We start from the raw sequence: 12,491 nt of genomic DNA, 5'->3' as shown, positions 1-12,491 counted from the left end.
CACTTCGACGCCGGTACGATGCAGAGAGGCGAGCTGGAGGGGCAGTGTGTGGAATCTCGGATCCCTTGAAACCGAGGTGATGGAGCGGCTCTGGACCGCCGCGCGGCCTGTCCCGGTGCGCGAATTGGTCGACGAGATGAACAAGGACCGCCCCGCCCCTCTCGCGTACACGACGGTCATGTCGACCATGGCCAAGCTGCACCGCAAGGGCTGGCTCGACCGGACCCGCTCGGGCAAGCAGTTCCTCTACGAACCACACGAGAGTCGCGACGTCTACACGGCACGGATCATGGCGGACGCCTTGAACAGCAGCACCAATCCCGAGTCCGTGCTGCTGCACTTCGTGGAGCGCGTGCACTCCAGCGGTTCACCGGATCTGCTGAGTGCCGTGCGCCGGGCTCTGGACAGCGACGCATGACGGGTACCGCTCTGATCGCTCTGTACGTCGCCGTCGTCGGTCTGCTGGTCCCGCGCGCGCTGCGGCAGGCCCGTTGGGTGGTGCGGGCGCCTCGTCTCGCCGTCGCCCTCTGGATCGCCCTGTCGGTCTCGGCGCTGGTGGGCGTCTACGCGCTCGGCTGCCATGTGGCGGAGTCCGTCGCGGCGGGCACGCCATGGGAGTGCTGTCTCATGCTGTTCTCGGGGCGGGCGCCCGCTGCCACTGGTGTGCTGCCGTTGTCGGTGTGGGGCGTCCTCGCGGTCGCCGTACCGGCCCGGGTGATCGGGGTCGTGGGTCTCGACGCGCTGCGCATGCGGCGGCGGCGGCATGGCCACGCCGCCGCGCTCGATCTGCTGGGCCGCCCCGTCGGCGTATCCGGCTGCCATGCGCTGGCCGTCGACCACGATGTTCCGGCGGCGTACTGCGTCGCCGCGAAGGGCGGTCGAGTCGTGGTGACCACGGCGGCTCTGAACGTACTCCCCGCCAGAGAGCTGTCAGCCGTGGTGGAGCACGAGAAGGCTCATCTGCACGGCCGGCACGCCCTGCTGGCCACGACTGCGGCCTCGCTGGGCCGTGCGCTGCCGTGGATTCCGCTGTTTTCCTGTGTGGGTCCCGCCGTGGCGCGCCTCGTGGAGATGGCGGCGGACGACGCGGCCGCCCGTCACGTGGCCAAGGAGACGGTGGCCCGTGGCCTCGCCCTGATGGTCGTGGCAGCGGGCGGGGTGGCCATGCCCGCCGATGCCGCCACGCTCGGTGCCACGGGGACGGATGTGACCGAGCGCATCAACCGGCTCCTCGACATCGGAGGGGTGGAGCGCAAGCGGTCGGCGGCCGCCGGAACGGGTTGGCTGATGGGCCTTGTCGCCGCGCCCATGGCCGTCGCCGCTGGGGCGGCGACGGCCTGGTGCTGAGGCTGGGGCAACTTTGAGACGCGGTCAACCCTGAGACCGGGTTAACCGTGAGCCCCGGTCAACTTTGAGCCCGGGTCAGCCCACGGCCTGCGGCGACGAAGCGTCCCGCGCCGGAGCAGCGGCCCCCTCAGGAAGCGGCTCGTCGTCGGGGCCATGGCTGAGGCCGATCTTTTCGTGGAGACGCCGCAGCGGCGCGGGCGCCCACCAGTTCGCACGGCCCGCGAGCCGCATGAAGGCCGGTACGAGCAGCCCGCGGATGACGAGGGCGTCCATCAGGATGGCGAGCGCCGTACCGAGGCCGAGCATCTTCACATGGGTGACGCCCGCGCTGACCAGAGCGGCGAAGAAGATCGCGAGCAGCCCCGCCGCTGCCGTGATGAGCCGACCCGTGCTCTCCAGGCCGATGGCCACCGCCTTGCGGTTGTCACCCGTGCGGTCGTACTCCTCCTTGATACGGGAGAGCAGGAACACCTCGTAGTCCATCGACAGACCGAAGATGATGCAGAACATCAGGATCGGCATGGTGACGTCGACGCGCCCGGTGACGGTGAAGTCCCCGACCAGCCACTGCAGATTGCCGTCCTGGAAGACGAAGACCATCGCGCCGAAGGTGGCGGTCAGGCTCAGCAGATTGAGCAGGATGGCCTTGAGCGGCATGACCACGCTGCCCGTGAAGAGGAAGAGCAGCACGAAGGTCGTCACCGCGATGATGAGCAGCGCGTACGGAAGCGCCGACCAGAGGCTGTCCAGCGTGTCCGTGTAAGTGGCGGCCGGCCCGGCAACCAACGGGCCCGTGCCCTTGGGCGCGGACACCGCCCGCACATCTGCGACCAGATCCTCGCCGGCCTGCGAGTACGCCTCGACGCCGGTGGCGAGGGCGAGCCACGCGCCATCACCGCCGCCATCTGTGAAGGCTTTCTCGGCGCCCGCCGTCGGCGGCGCAGTCTGCTTACCGTCCAGGAAGCTGCCGGTCGCGGCGTCCACGCGGTCGACACCGGAGATCTGGGACAGCCGCTCGGCGTATGTCGTCAACGCGGCGTCGTCCGGCTTTCGTTCGGGCAGGACGACCTTCAGGTCCTGCCCGGCGAACGACGGGAATTCAGTGCGCGTGGCATGCCCCACCTGGGCGGCGGCGAGATCCTTGGGCAGTGCCCGGTCGTCGGGAAGGCCGAACGACGCCTTGGTGAAGGGCAGGACGATGACGGCCAGGGCGAGGAGTACGACGGTGAGCACCGGCCACGGACGCTTCATCACCGTCGTCGCCAGGCGATGCCACACACCGTCCTCGACCCGCTTCCGCTCCTGCTCGCGGCCTCGTCGCAGCTTGGCGAGCACGTCGAATTTATCGATGCGTGGGCCGATGGCCGCGAGCAGCGCGGGCAGCAGCACCACCGCCCCCAGCGTCGCGAAGAAGACGACGGCGATGCCCGCGTAGGCGAAGGACCGCAGGAAGTACAGGGGAAAGACAAGCAGCGCGGAGAGGGAGAGCAGCACCGTCAGGGCGGAGAAGATGACTGTTCGGCCCGCCGTGCGCAGGGAGATGCGTAGTGCCGCCGCAGTGTCGTACCCCTTCCGCAGCTCTTCCCGGTACCTGCTGACGATGAAGAGCGAATAGTCGATGGCGAGGCCGAGCCCTAGCGCCGTAGAGAGGTTGATGGCGAAGATCGATACGCCGGTCACCTCATTGAGCAGCCGCAGCACGGCGAGTGAACCCACCACTGATACGCCCGCGATGGCCAGCGGCAGCAGCGCCGCCATCCCGGACCCGAAGACGAGGATCAGCAGCAGAATGGTGAGGGGCACCGCGACACCCTCGGCGCGTGTCAGATCCGCTGTGATGCGCTCGGAGCCCTGACGGTTGAACTCCGCCCGGCCACCGGACTTCACGTCGAGTCCGCCCTGATCGCCAGTCACAAGTGGGGCGATCCGCTTCGCCGTCTTCAGCGCCTCGTCGTCGTCACCGCCGAGGCGGGCGAGGACGAGAGCTGACTTGCCGTCCTTGGCGCGCAGGTCGGCGGGGCGGCCCGAGGTCCAGTACGAGGTGACCTCGGCGACGCCCTTCTGGTCGGCGAGCTTCTCGCTGAGCGCACGGCCGGCGGCAACGGCCTCGCGGGAGTCGACCTTCCCGTCGGCCCGCGCGTGCAGCACGAAGTTGGGGTCACCCGTGTCGAAACGGTCACGCAGCACGTCGACGGCGACCGAAGACTCCGCCTTGGGGTCCTCGAAGCCTCCCGCGGAGAGCACCTTCATGGCAGGCGAGGCGATGGCCCCGGCGATCGCGAATCCGATCACCGCGAGCACCAGGACGAGTCGGCGTCGTCGGATGGCCAACGACGCCAGGCGGGCAAGCATGGAACCCCCAGGAGATTTCATTCCAACGGTTTACTTCATACCTTGAGTATGGAATATCCTGCTGGTTATGAATGTCAAGGGGCGTCGCCAGGAGTACGTGGAGGCCACTCGGGCCGCACTGCTCGATTCCGCGTCGGAGCTGTTCACCGAGAAGGGGTTCGCACAGACCTCTCTCGACGAGATCGCCGCTTCAGCGCGGCTGACGAAGGGGGCCCTGTACCACCACTTCGCAAGCAAACAGGCGCTCTTCGAGCAGGTGGTCCAGGACGTGAACGACCGCATCGCGAACAAGGTGGTTGGCGCCGGCGCGGCGACGGACGCCCCTTGGGCCCGGCTGACCCGTGGGCTCGACGCCTTCCTCGACGCCTGCCTCGACCCCGAGTACCAGCGCATCTGCCTGCAGCAGGCGCCGGTGGCGCTCGGCTGGGAGCGCTGCCGCGAACTCGAGTCCCGGATGATGAACTTGCTGGACGCGATGCTTCAAGAGCTCGCCACCGCGGGCGAGATGAGACTTCAGCCGACGCCGCTGCTGACCCGGGTCTTGTTCCGCATGGTCAGCGAGGCCGCCATGGCCATCGGTGAGGCCCCGGACCCGGAGGTGGTGCGCACCGAGGTGGGGACACTGGTCGAGGAACTGCTGCGGTCGATGCGCCCGGAAACAGCGGACACCGCAGGCGCCTGACCCCCAGGCGTCCCCGCAGATCAACGGTCAGCACGTCGAGGTCACCACACATGGACGGGCGCCACGTCGGCCATCCCGCAATAAACGGCCGGGACCGTCGGCCTCGTCGTTGCGGCCGCCCTCCTCCCCAAGGCCATCACTCCTCCCCCACAACGGTGAGGTCGTCGCCCAGAGCTGCCGCGATCTCGGCGACGCGGGAGAGGTCGTCCAGGCGGCGGGTGAGGAAGGCGGCGCCATGGCCGTACCGGGCCGACCACCAGGCCGCCGAGCCGCCCACCCCGCCCTTGGCTATCTTGTGCCGGTCTCGTATGAGTCCCAGTGACCAGGTGACCGTGGTGCCGAACACCTCGTCGTGGCCGGTGACTTGGGGTGCGATGTACTCGGCGTGCAGATCGGGCCCGAGCAGCTCGCGCACCGGCCCTTCCGGGTCCGTGAGGCGGGAGAAAAACTCCGCCACGGCGGTCGCGCCCGCGTGCAGATTGACCGCCCCGAAGACCGCCCGCCGCCAGTCCCCGGAGTTCACCCGCCGCACGTCCAGGACGCCGGGGGGCGTCTCCAACCAGGGCACCTAGGAGAGTTGGCGCGGCCAGTCCGGGTTCGCGTACTCCAGATCGGCCACGCGGTGCAGCTCAGAAGCGGGCACCCCGAACCACAGGTCGAGCCCCAGCGCTGGCCGCACCACGTCGTTGAACAGTTCCCCGAGCGACGTCCCGGCGCCCGCGCGCGACGGCCCGGCGGGTGACCTGACCGGGCTGCTGCTCGGCGGCACGGCCATCGCCGTGTCCTTGGTCGCTCTCGCCCGCCCGCTGCGCATCGCCGAGGTGCAGGCCCTCACGCCACCGCTGCTGCGCCGCTTCGGCCCACGCGGCCGCCACCGCGGTACCGGAGGGACCGACGATGGCTGACCCGACCAGGGCTGATTCGGAGAAGACGCGCGCCTTCGACCGCTTCTATGCCGACCAGGCCCAGCGGCTCGTGGCCATCGTGTATGCCGTGACGGGTGACGTGGCGGAGGCCGAGGATGCGGTCCAAGAGGCGTTCGCGAGGGCCTGGTTGCGCTGGGACCGGCTCCTCGCGGCCGGTGACCCGACCCCCTGGGTCCGTACGGTGGCCATGCGCCTCGCGGTCAGCACCTGGCGCAAGTCCCGCAACCGCGTCCGGGCCCACTTCCGCCACGGCCCGCCGGCCGACCTGCCGGGTCTGGCTCCGGATCACGTGGCGTTGGTCGCCGCGCTGCGCAAGCTCAAGCCGGAGCAGCGCCGCGTGGTGGTCCTGCACCATCTGCTGGATCTGCCGGTGGAGGAGGTGGCACGGGAGACCGGGTCGACCCGGGATGCCGTCCGCACCCGCCTCGTGAGGGCCCGCCGGGCGCTCAGCACCCACCTGGAGGAGAGCGACACGGTCCCGCGGCAGAAACGGACGACCCGATACGCTCCCGGACAGGACCGGAGCGTACGACCGGCGGAGGTGCCCACGCATGACTGAGAACTCCGGTCGCCAGGAGCACGGACCAACCACCACCGAAACAGCCGACGACGTACGTCTCGGGCTCCGGCTGCGCGGTCTCGCCGACGACGCCGAGCAGTTGATCGCCGTGAGCGCCCGCCCGCACGCGGTGCGCGAGCGCGCGCGCAGGCACCGGGCCCGGCGGCGGACCGGCACCGCGGCACTGGTGGGCGGCGCGATGCTGACCGTCGGCGTCGTCTGGGGCGTGCTGCCGTACGCACAGGGGCGCGACGCCCCGCCGACGGCGAACCCTAGAGTCGGGAGCTGGTCTCCGCCGCCGCTCTGCTGCCCCCCGCGCAAGCGGACGGCAGACTCACCGCGAAGGCACTGTTGTCGCCCTCCGCCCTGCCCTGGAACGGCGCCTACCCCTGGCGGACCGCGGCCACGGGCCGAACGCCGGACACACCGTTGCCGGAAGCGGGCCGCGGTGAGTGCCGTGTGTCGTGGTTCGAGGATCTGGACACCACCGACGTGGTCGCGCGTACATACGCGGGTCAGGGGCGGGCGACCGCGCAGCACCGCATCGCGGTGTTCGCAAGCCCTTCCGAGGCGACCGGGGCAACCGCGACGCTCAACTCGCGGTTGCGGCACTGCGGTTGGCACGAGACCAGGGCGACGGGGGGCGCAGCCGTCGCAGGGGGACACACCATCCGACGGCGTGCCGGATGACCTGCATGAGTACGTGCTGACGTCGTCCGGCCCGGATGATCCGGTGCGGGTGACCCTGGTGCAGTCGGACAGCCGCGTGGCCGTCCTCGCGCTCTCCACCCCGGTCGCGTACGACCACGCGCACCCCGACAGCCGGACGGATGCCTGCCTGGACGAGTCCCTGCGGAACGACAGCACGGCGCCGCCTCGCAGCACCCGGCCCGGTCACGCATCCGGGCACTGCTGAAGCTGTGCCCGCCAGCCTGGGGGCAGCGGGCACAGCTTCGCGTAGTTACTTCAGGGCGCTGCCCGACTGCCACTTGGCCCAGTCGACGTTCCAGTCGCCGTAGCCGTTGTTGACCGCGACCGTGTCCGTGGAGTTGACGGTGGTGACGGGGTCACCGAAGTCGACGCGGTCGTAGAACCACTTGGCGTCCGCGGTGCTCATGCCGATGCAGCCGTGGCTGGCGTTGACGCGACCGAACTTGCCCTCGTTCCAGGGCGCGGCATGGGCATATGTGCCGGAAGGGGTGAGTTGGACGTCCCACTTGACCGCCCCCATGTCGTACGCCTCAGGCCCGAAGATGCCCACGGTCGACGAGTCCATTCGAAGGGTGGGGACCTTGCTCAGCACGACCATGGTGCCGTTCCAGGTCTCGAACTTCTTCTTGCCCGTGGAGACCTTCAGCGTCCTGACGACCTTGCCGTTCTCGGCGACGGTCATGATCTTCTTGGCGACGTCGACCGTGCTCACGACGGACTTGCCGATGGTGAAGTCGATCTCACGCTTCTGCGTGCCGACCTGGTCACCGTTCTTCACGCCGACCAGGTCCATCCTGAACTTCACCTTGGTGCCGGGCTTCCAGTACTCCTTGGGCCGGTAGTCCACGCGGTCCTTGCCGTCGCGGTCCTTCATCCAGCTCCAGGAGCCTTCGACGGCGGGAGACGTGGTGACCTTGAGTTTCTTCTCTACCGCCGCTTTGTCGTGGATCGGCTTGTTGAAGACGACCGACACCGGCAGGGCGACACCTACCGTCGAATTCTTGTTGACGTTGTAGGTGCCGACGAAGATCTGGTCCTTGCTCAGGGCGGTCACAGTCTTCTCGCTGGTCTTCTTGCTGCCGTCAGCGTCGGTGTACCGGGCCGCGAGGGTGTACGTGGTGCCGTAGTCCGTCCCGTGGGCAGAGGACCAGGACGTCCCGTCGGCGGACAGCTCGCCGTCGAGTGCCTTGCCGCCCTCGGCCGTGACCGAGACCGATTCCAGCTTCCCGCCCGCCGCCTTCACGGTGACCGGCTCACCCGGTATGACGTCCTTGCCGTCGGTGATCGGCGCCACCCTGATGCCGGCCGACTTCGTCGTCCCGGCACCCGATTCCGGCTTCGAGGGCGAAGTGTCCTTCCCCTTGGAGTCCGTCGCTCCCGAGGCGGCCTGCGAACAGGCCGTCAGGGTCATGAGCGCGGCCGTGGCGAGCGCCGCGGCGGCGAGCCGCCTGCGCCTGGGCCGCTGCCCTGCGGACGCTGGGAGCCCGCGTCGACTGTCTTGCACGGTCATCCTCCATCGAATGCTTTAAGTTACTTAGTAGATGCTGGTCGCATGGTGATGATTCCCACCCGCCGTGACCACGGCAAGCGTCGCCGAGTAAGGCAAGTTCTGCGCCCGGCAGGTCGATCTCTACGAAAGCACTTCGCAGAGCTTGAACGCCATACCGACCGCCGGCTTCGGGCCGAACGACGTGGACTTACGAGGAAGCAACACTCCGGAGCCCGCCAGTTCACGCACCCGGTCCTCGCTGATCTCAGGAAGCAGCAGGGCGGTTCCGCTGCCGGGTGCGGCCACCTCCGTGACCGCGCGCCGGGCGTCGTGGAGATGGCGCACGGCACCGGGCAGGTCAGGCACGGACCAGACGGCCGCCAGCAGCAGTTGGTCACTGACGGCGGCGGGAAGCGTGGCCCACTGCTCGGGGTGACCGGTGAGAGCTTCGTGCAGCGCCCCGGGTTCCGGTTCGGTGATCGTCCACGCGCGTCCCGCGCCGACCAGGACCAACTCGCCCGGCTCGGGCGGTCGCGGCCCTTCGGGCAGGCGCCGGACGCGGGCCACCTCCGCCGCGGCCGAGGCCGCCTTCTCCGTATCAAGTCCGGGCATCACCCGGTGGATCGCGGAGAGCCGCAGGGGGTACGCGCTGGTGTCGACCAGCAGGGCGAGGCTGCTCTCCCAGGGACTGCCCGGCTCTTCGCTCAGACGCAGGCAGGCGGCATGGCGGTGGTGGCCGTCCGCGATGAGTGCCCGGCCCCGGGGCAGGCCGCTGGTCACCAGCGAGACCTCCTCCTCGCTGGTGCAGGCCCACAGTGTGTGGGTGATCTCGCCGATACGGGCGACGGCCGCCGGCGTACGACGGGTGAGGCGGTCCACCACCTGCGCGGCCGTAGATTCCGTGCCGCGACAGGTCAGCAGCAAGGGCTCCAACTGGGCACCGATACCGGACATGTGCGCGGCACGCTGCCGCACCACATGGGGAGACACGCCTTCGTGCGGCAGCAGGGGGCCCGCCGGTCCGGTGCTGTGACGTGGCATCAACAGGTCGCCGATCAAGCCGCGTTGCAGGATCCGGGCGCCGCGTTGCTGTTGGTAGACGTAGATGGCGGGCCGCTCGTCCTGGCGAAGAACGCCACGGTGCAGCCAGCGCCGCAGTTGCCGGGCGGCGGCCTGCGGATCGTGTGTGTGGATCAGGCGGGCGATGTGGTGCGGACGGGTTCGTTGCGCCCGCGCCTGCGCCGGACCGAGTTCGTCGTAGGGCGGGGCCACAAGGCCGGACAGGTCGCCGACGAGGTCCTCGTCGTAGCGCACCGCCCGGAAAGGGCGGAGCCGCAGGGGTGTCGGCTCCGGTATGGGAAGGGCAGGGGTGTGCATCGATCACTCCTGGTGAATGACGCGGCCCAGCAGGGGCGGGCGCTGTGTGGCGCCCGCCCCTGGTACCGCGGACCGGTGGGTCAGACCGTGACGGACTGCGGCTTCGGCGCGGGCGTCGCCAGTCGGCCGGTGCGGTGCAGGCCGTACAGGGCGACCGCGCAGGCGAGTCCGAGCGCGAACAGCGAAGCCCATGGCAGCGCGGGCATCCCCGCGTCGCGGTCGGCGTCCAGCGCGGCGCCGGTGAGCAGGTTCCCGAGCGTGATCCCGACTCCGCAGATGGTGTTGTAGAGCCCGTAGTGCGTGGCGACTAGACGGTCACCGGAGAGGCGCACGATGGTGTCCATCTCGAAGGGGTAGGCGATCATCGTGCCGACCGCCAGGAGCAGCGCGGCGAGCGTCGGCGGAACCGCCGCGAGCAGCCACAACCCCACACCGGAATCCGGGACGGGCACGGCGGTGGACAGCAACAGGGGCACGAAGGCAAGGCCCATGATCGCCAGACCCCCGGTCAGCGCCTGGCCGGGCTCGAACCGGGCCTTGCACCACGCGGTGACCTTCGTCTGACCGAGGATCGTGGCCAGTCCGGAGACGGCGAAGAGCAACGCAACCGCGGCCGTGCCGAACTCACCGTCACCGCCGAGCCTGCGTACCTCCAACGGCAGGGACAGATAGACCTGGAAGGAGAGCACGTACGAGCCGATCATGGCCCCGGAGAACAGCAGGAACGGCCGGTTGGCGAGAATGCCACGCCACTGGGCGAGCACACTCTCCCGGCCCTGCCCCTCCTTCTCCTTGGCGTCCTTGGCCCGCCGGGCGGGCAGCGCACGGATCTGCACGATGCTGAGCAGCGCGAAGATCCCGGCCGACACCAGGCAGGTGATACGGAAGTCCACCCCGGTGAGCACCATTCCCACCAGCGGGCCCAGCAGGATCCCGGCCTGGTAGAAGACGTTGAACAGCGCGAACGCCTCGACCCTGCGCTCCCCCGCGTCAGCGGCGAGATACGCCCTGACCGCCGGGTTGAACAGCGCCCCGGCGAGACCCGTCGCCGCAGACGCGGCGATCAGCGCGGCGAGCGAGTCGACCAGGCCGAGTGTCGCGAAGCCGACGGTGCGCAATACGCATCCGGCCACGATCAGCGGCTTGTAGCCGAACCGGTCGGCGAGCGTCCCGCCGACGAGGAACATGCCCTGCTGGCTGAAGTTCCGTACTCCCAGGACGAGCCCGACGACCCAGCCGGCCAGTCCGAGGGTGCCGGACAGGTGGGCGGCCAGGTAGGGCATCAGCATGTAGAAGCCGAGGTTGATGGTGAATTGGTTGACCATCAACAGCTGGACGCTGCGTTCGTACGTACGTACCTGCGCGAGGGTGCCCTTCACCGGCTCTCCTCCGCATCTTCCGAGGAGTCGGCAAGCGTGAGCGGGTCGACCACGGTGGTGCACCGGGTCCAGCGGGTGACTTCCTTCTCGTCCACGCTGCCGACCACCTCGGGTTCAACAGCCGGCGCGGAGTCGAGCAGGCCGTGGGCGGCGCAGTAGTCGTCGTCGAACACCGTCCCCAGGTAGCGTTGCGGGCCGTCGGGGAAGACCGCCGCGATCCGGGTGTCCTCGGGCATGGTGCGGGCCAGCCATCCGGCGACCAGGGCGACCGCCCCCACGCTCCACCCGCCGGTGGCGTAGTGCGAGGACGCCAATTGCCGGCAGGTCCACACCGCCTCGGCCGGGGATACCCAGTGCACCTCGGAGAAGTTCTCGTAGGCGACGTTGCGGGGGTAGATGCTGGAGCCCAGACCCCGCATCAGCCGCGGACGGGCGGGTTGCCCGAAGATCGTCGAGCCGATGGTGTCGACCCCGACCACCTCAAGACCGGGGTACAGCTGCTTCAGGACGCGGGAGACGCCGGCGGAGTGCCCTCCGGTGCCCACGCTGCACACCAGGACATCGATGTGCCCCATCTCGGTCGCCAGCTCCAGGGCGAGCGGGGTGTAGGCGGTGGTGTTGTCCGGGTTGTTGTACTGGTCCGGGCACCACGAGTCGGGGTGCTGCGCCATCAACTGCTGGACGCGCTCCCGACGAGCCTGCTGCCAGCCGCCGGTGGGGTGGGGCTCGGAGACCACGTTGACCTGGGCGCCGTACGCGGTCAGCAGCCGCGTCATGGACATCTCCAGACCGGGGTCGGTGACCAGGGTGACCGGGTGGCCGTAGACCATCCCGGCCAGGGCCAGGCCCAGGCCGAGGGTGCCGCTGGTGGACTCGATGATCCGGGCGTCGGGCCGTAGGTCGCCACGGGCGCGCGCCCGCTCGACCATGTGCAGCCCGGGCCGGTCCTTGATCCCGCCGGGGTTGAAGCCCTCGAGCTTCGCCCAGAAGCCGCGATCGGCGGGGGCCAGCGGTTCCGACACGCGCAGCAGCGGCGTGTTCCCCACCAGCGCCGCCAGCGCGGATCGGTCAGGCGTGACGGCGGTTTTCGTCAGTGACTGCATTTCTTTCGCTCTCGCTCGATGATTGCGCGGGGTGCGTGCTCATCTCGCGCCACAGCCACAGGCGGAAGGTCAGTCCGGAGCCTGTGGAGCCGCGGCGCGGCAGCCGGTACAGCCGGCTGCGGGCGAGAGGTCTAGATGCGCCACCGGGACGTGCGGGCGATTCTGACCCGGCCCGTGCGTGTTCTTCGGCGCCGCGTGCGCGGCCGGCGCGTGGACGGCCGCCTCAGAATCGCGGGAACGCCGAAGAGCACCATCACCGCCGCACCGGCAGGCTGATGGTCCGCTGCCTGGGCCGTCGTGCGGACGGCTCCGTCTGCTGCGCACTCATCGCCCCCATGGGGCCCATGAGGTCCGTGGGGCATCACACCGGCCGCCGTTGTCACCGATACCGCGGTGGGGGCGGGTGTCGGGCGGTCCGTCTCCTCTATCAGTCCGTGTACGAGGGCGCAGAGAGCGATCGCCAGGAGCAGGCACCCGCGCATCAGCAAGGTGAGTCGGCGCATCCATCGTGGGTCGGCCAGGACCAACGGCATATGCGCAGGCGTACGGGAGTGTGTCGGCACAGG

12 protein-coding genes are annotated in these 12,491 nt (G+C 69.7%); 6 read left to right on the top strand and 6 right to left on the bottom strand.

All coding sequences use genetic code 11. The annotated features are described in order from the left end of the window. The first annotated feature begins 46 nt into the window (after nucleotides 1-46). A complete protein-coding gene (locus tag AB0O76_RS17715; RefSeq protein WP_365491445.1) occupies nucleotides 47-418 on the top strand; it encodes a BlaI/MecI/CopY family transcriptional regulator in 372 nt (123 codons plus the stop codon). Further along, nucleotides 415-1,347 carry a M56 family metallopeptidase gene (locus tag AB0O76_RS17710; protein WP_365491442.1) on the top strand — a complete coding sequence of 311 codons (933 nt, stop codon included), beginning with the start codon at nucleotides 415-417 and terminating at the stop codon, nucleotides 1,345-1,347. The genes AB0O76_RS17715 and AB0O76_RS17710 overlap by 4 nt, the downstream gene beginning before the upstream one ends. Nucleotides 1,348-1,422: 75 nt before the next feature. Here AB0O76_RS17710 and AB0O76_RS17705 read toward each other — a convergent pair whose 3' ends face one another. Beyond that, nucleotides 1,423-3,699, bottom strand: a complete 2,277-nt coding sequence (locus tag AB0O76_RS17705; protein ID WP_365491439.1) for an MMPL family transporter — start codon at nucleotides 3,697-3,699, stop codon at nucleotides 1,423-1,425. A gap of 67 nt (nucleotides 3,700-3,766) precedes the next feature. Here AB0O76_RS17705 and AB0O76_RS17700 point away from each other — a divergent pair, with 67 nt between their 5' ends. Next, nucleotides 3,767-4,381, top strand: a complete 615-nt coding sequence (locus AB0O76_RS17700) for a helix-turn-helix domain-containing protein (protein WP_365491437.1) — start codon at nucleotides 3,767-3,769, stop codon at nucleotides 4,379-4,381. A gap of 136 nt (nucleotides 4,382-4,517) precedes the next feature. Here AB0O76_RS17700 and AB0O76_RS17695 read toward each other — a convergent pair whose 3' ends face one another. Beyond that, nucleotides 4,518-4,940 carry a hypothetical protein gene (locus AB0O76_RS17695; protein ID WP_365491435.1) on the bottom strand — a complete coding sequence of 141 codons (423 nt, stop codon included), beginning with the start codon at nucleotides 4,938-4,940 and terminating at the stop codon, nucleotides 4,518-4,520. A 127-nt stretch (nucleotides 4,941-5,067) separates the two neighbouring features. Between AB0O76_RS17695 and AB0O76_RS17690 the strand changes: the two genes are divergently transcribed. The 3 genes from AB0O76_RS17690 (at nucleotide 5,068) to AB0O76_RS17680 (ending at nucleotide 6,782) form a co-directional block, all read left to right on the top strand. Beyond that, nucleotides 5,068-5,286, top strand: a complete 219-nt coding sequence (locus AB0O76_RS17690; RefSeq protein WP_365491432.1) for a hypothetical protein — start codon at nucleotides 5,068-5,070, stop codon at nucleotides 5,284-5,286. Next, nucleotides 5,279-5,866: a SigE family RNA polymerase sigma factor gene (locus AB0O76_RS17685; protein ID WP_365491429.1), complete on the top strand. Its 588-nt coding sequence runs from the start codon at nucleotides 5,279-5,281 to the stop codon at nucleotides 5,864-5,866. Before AB0O76_RS17690 ends, AB0O76_RS17685 begins: the two co-directional genes overlap by 8 nt. A 679-nt stretch (nucleotides 5,867-6,545) precedes the next feature. Continuing rightward, entirely contained in the window at nucleotides 6,546-6,782 is a 237-nt protein-coding gene (locus AB0O76_RS17680; protein WP_365491427.1) for a hypothetical protein, read from the top strand. Between the two features lie 45 nt (nucleotides 6,783-6,827). On the opposite strand, the gene AB0O76_RS17675 is transcribed toward AB0O76_RS17680, so the two are convergent. The 4 genes from AB0O76_RS17675 to AB0O76_RS17660 form a co-directional block, all read right to left on the bottom strand. Further along, entirely contained in the window at nucleotides 6,828-8,081 is a 1,254-nt protein-coding gene (locus AB0O76_RS17675) for an Ig-like domain-containing protein (RefSeq protein WP_365491424.1), read from the bottom strand. 126 nt (nucleotides 8,082-8,207) lie between these two features. Then, complete coding sequence (locus AB0O76_RS17670; RefSeq protein ID WP_365491421.1) at nucleotides 8,208-9,443, bottom strand: DUF1015 domain-containing protein; 1,236 nt, start codon at nucleotides 9,441-9,443, stop codon at nucleotides 8,208-8,210. 80 nt (nucleotides 9,444-9,523) lie between these two features. Beyond that, complete coding sequence (locus AB0O76_RS17665) at nucleotides 9,524-10,822, bottom strand: MFS transporter (protein ID WP_365491418.1); 1,299 nt, start codon at nucleotides 10,820-10,822, stop codon at nucleotides 9,524-9,526. Continuing rightward, a complete protein-coding gene (locus AB0O76_RS17660) occupies nucleotides 10,819-11,925 on the bottom strand; it encodes a PLP-dependent cysteine synthase family protein (protein ID WP_365491415.1) in 1,107 nt (368 codons plus the stop codon). Before AB0O76_RS17660 ends, AB0O76_RS17665 begins: the two co-directional genes overlap by 4 nt. Between the last annotated feature and the right edge of the window lie 566 nt (nucleotides 11,926-12,491).

Origin of the sequence: Streptomyces sp. NPDC086554 (assembly GCF_040686095.1) — a bacterium.
GTDB lineage: Bacteria > Actinomycetota > Actinomycetes > Streptomycetales > Streptomycetaceae > Streptomyces.
Note: the sequence above shows the minus strand (reverse complement) of the source record. Positions and strands in the feature narration are given on the sequence as shown.

Coding starts and splice junctions, on each gene's coding strand:
- AB0O76_RS17710 (WP_365491442.1), top strand. CDS start 415: ATGACGGGTACCGCTCTGATCGCTCTGTACGTCGCCGTCGTCGGTCTG.
- AB0O76_RS17705 (WP_365491439.1), bottom strand. CDS start 3,699: ATGCTTGCCCGCCTGGCGTCGTTGGCCATCCGACGACGCCGACTCGTC.
- AB0O76_RS17700 (WP_365491437.1), top strand. CDS start 3,767: ATGAATGTCAAGGGGCGTCGCCAGGAGTACGTGGAGGCCACTCGGGCC.
- AB0O76_RS17685 (WP_365491429.1), top strand. CDS start 5,279: ATGGCTGACCCGACCAGGGCTGATTCGGAGAAGACGCGCGCCTTCGAC.
- AB0O76_RS17670 (WP_365491421.1), bottom strand. CDS start 9,443: ATGCACACCCCTGCCCTTCCCATACCGGAGCCGACACCCCTGCGGCTC.
- AB0O76_RS17660 (WP_365491415.1), bottom strand. CDS start 11,925: ATGCAGTCACTGACGAAAACCGCCGTCACGCCTGACCGATCCGCGCTG.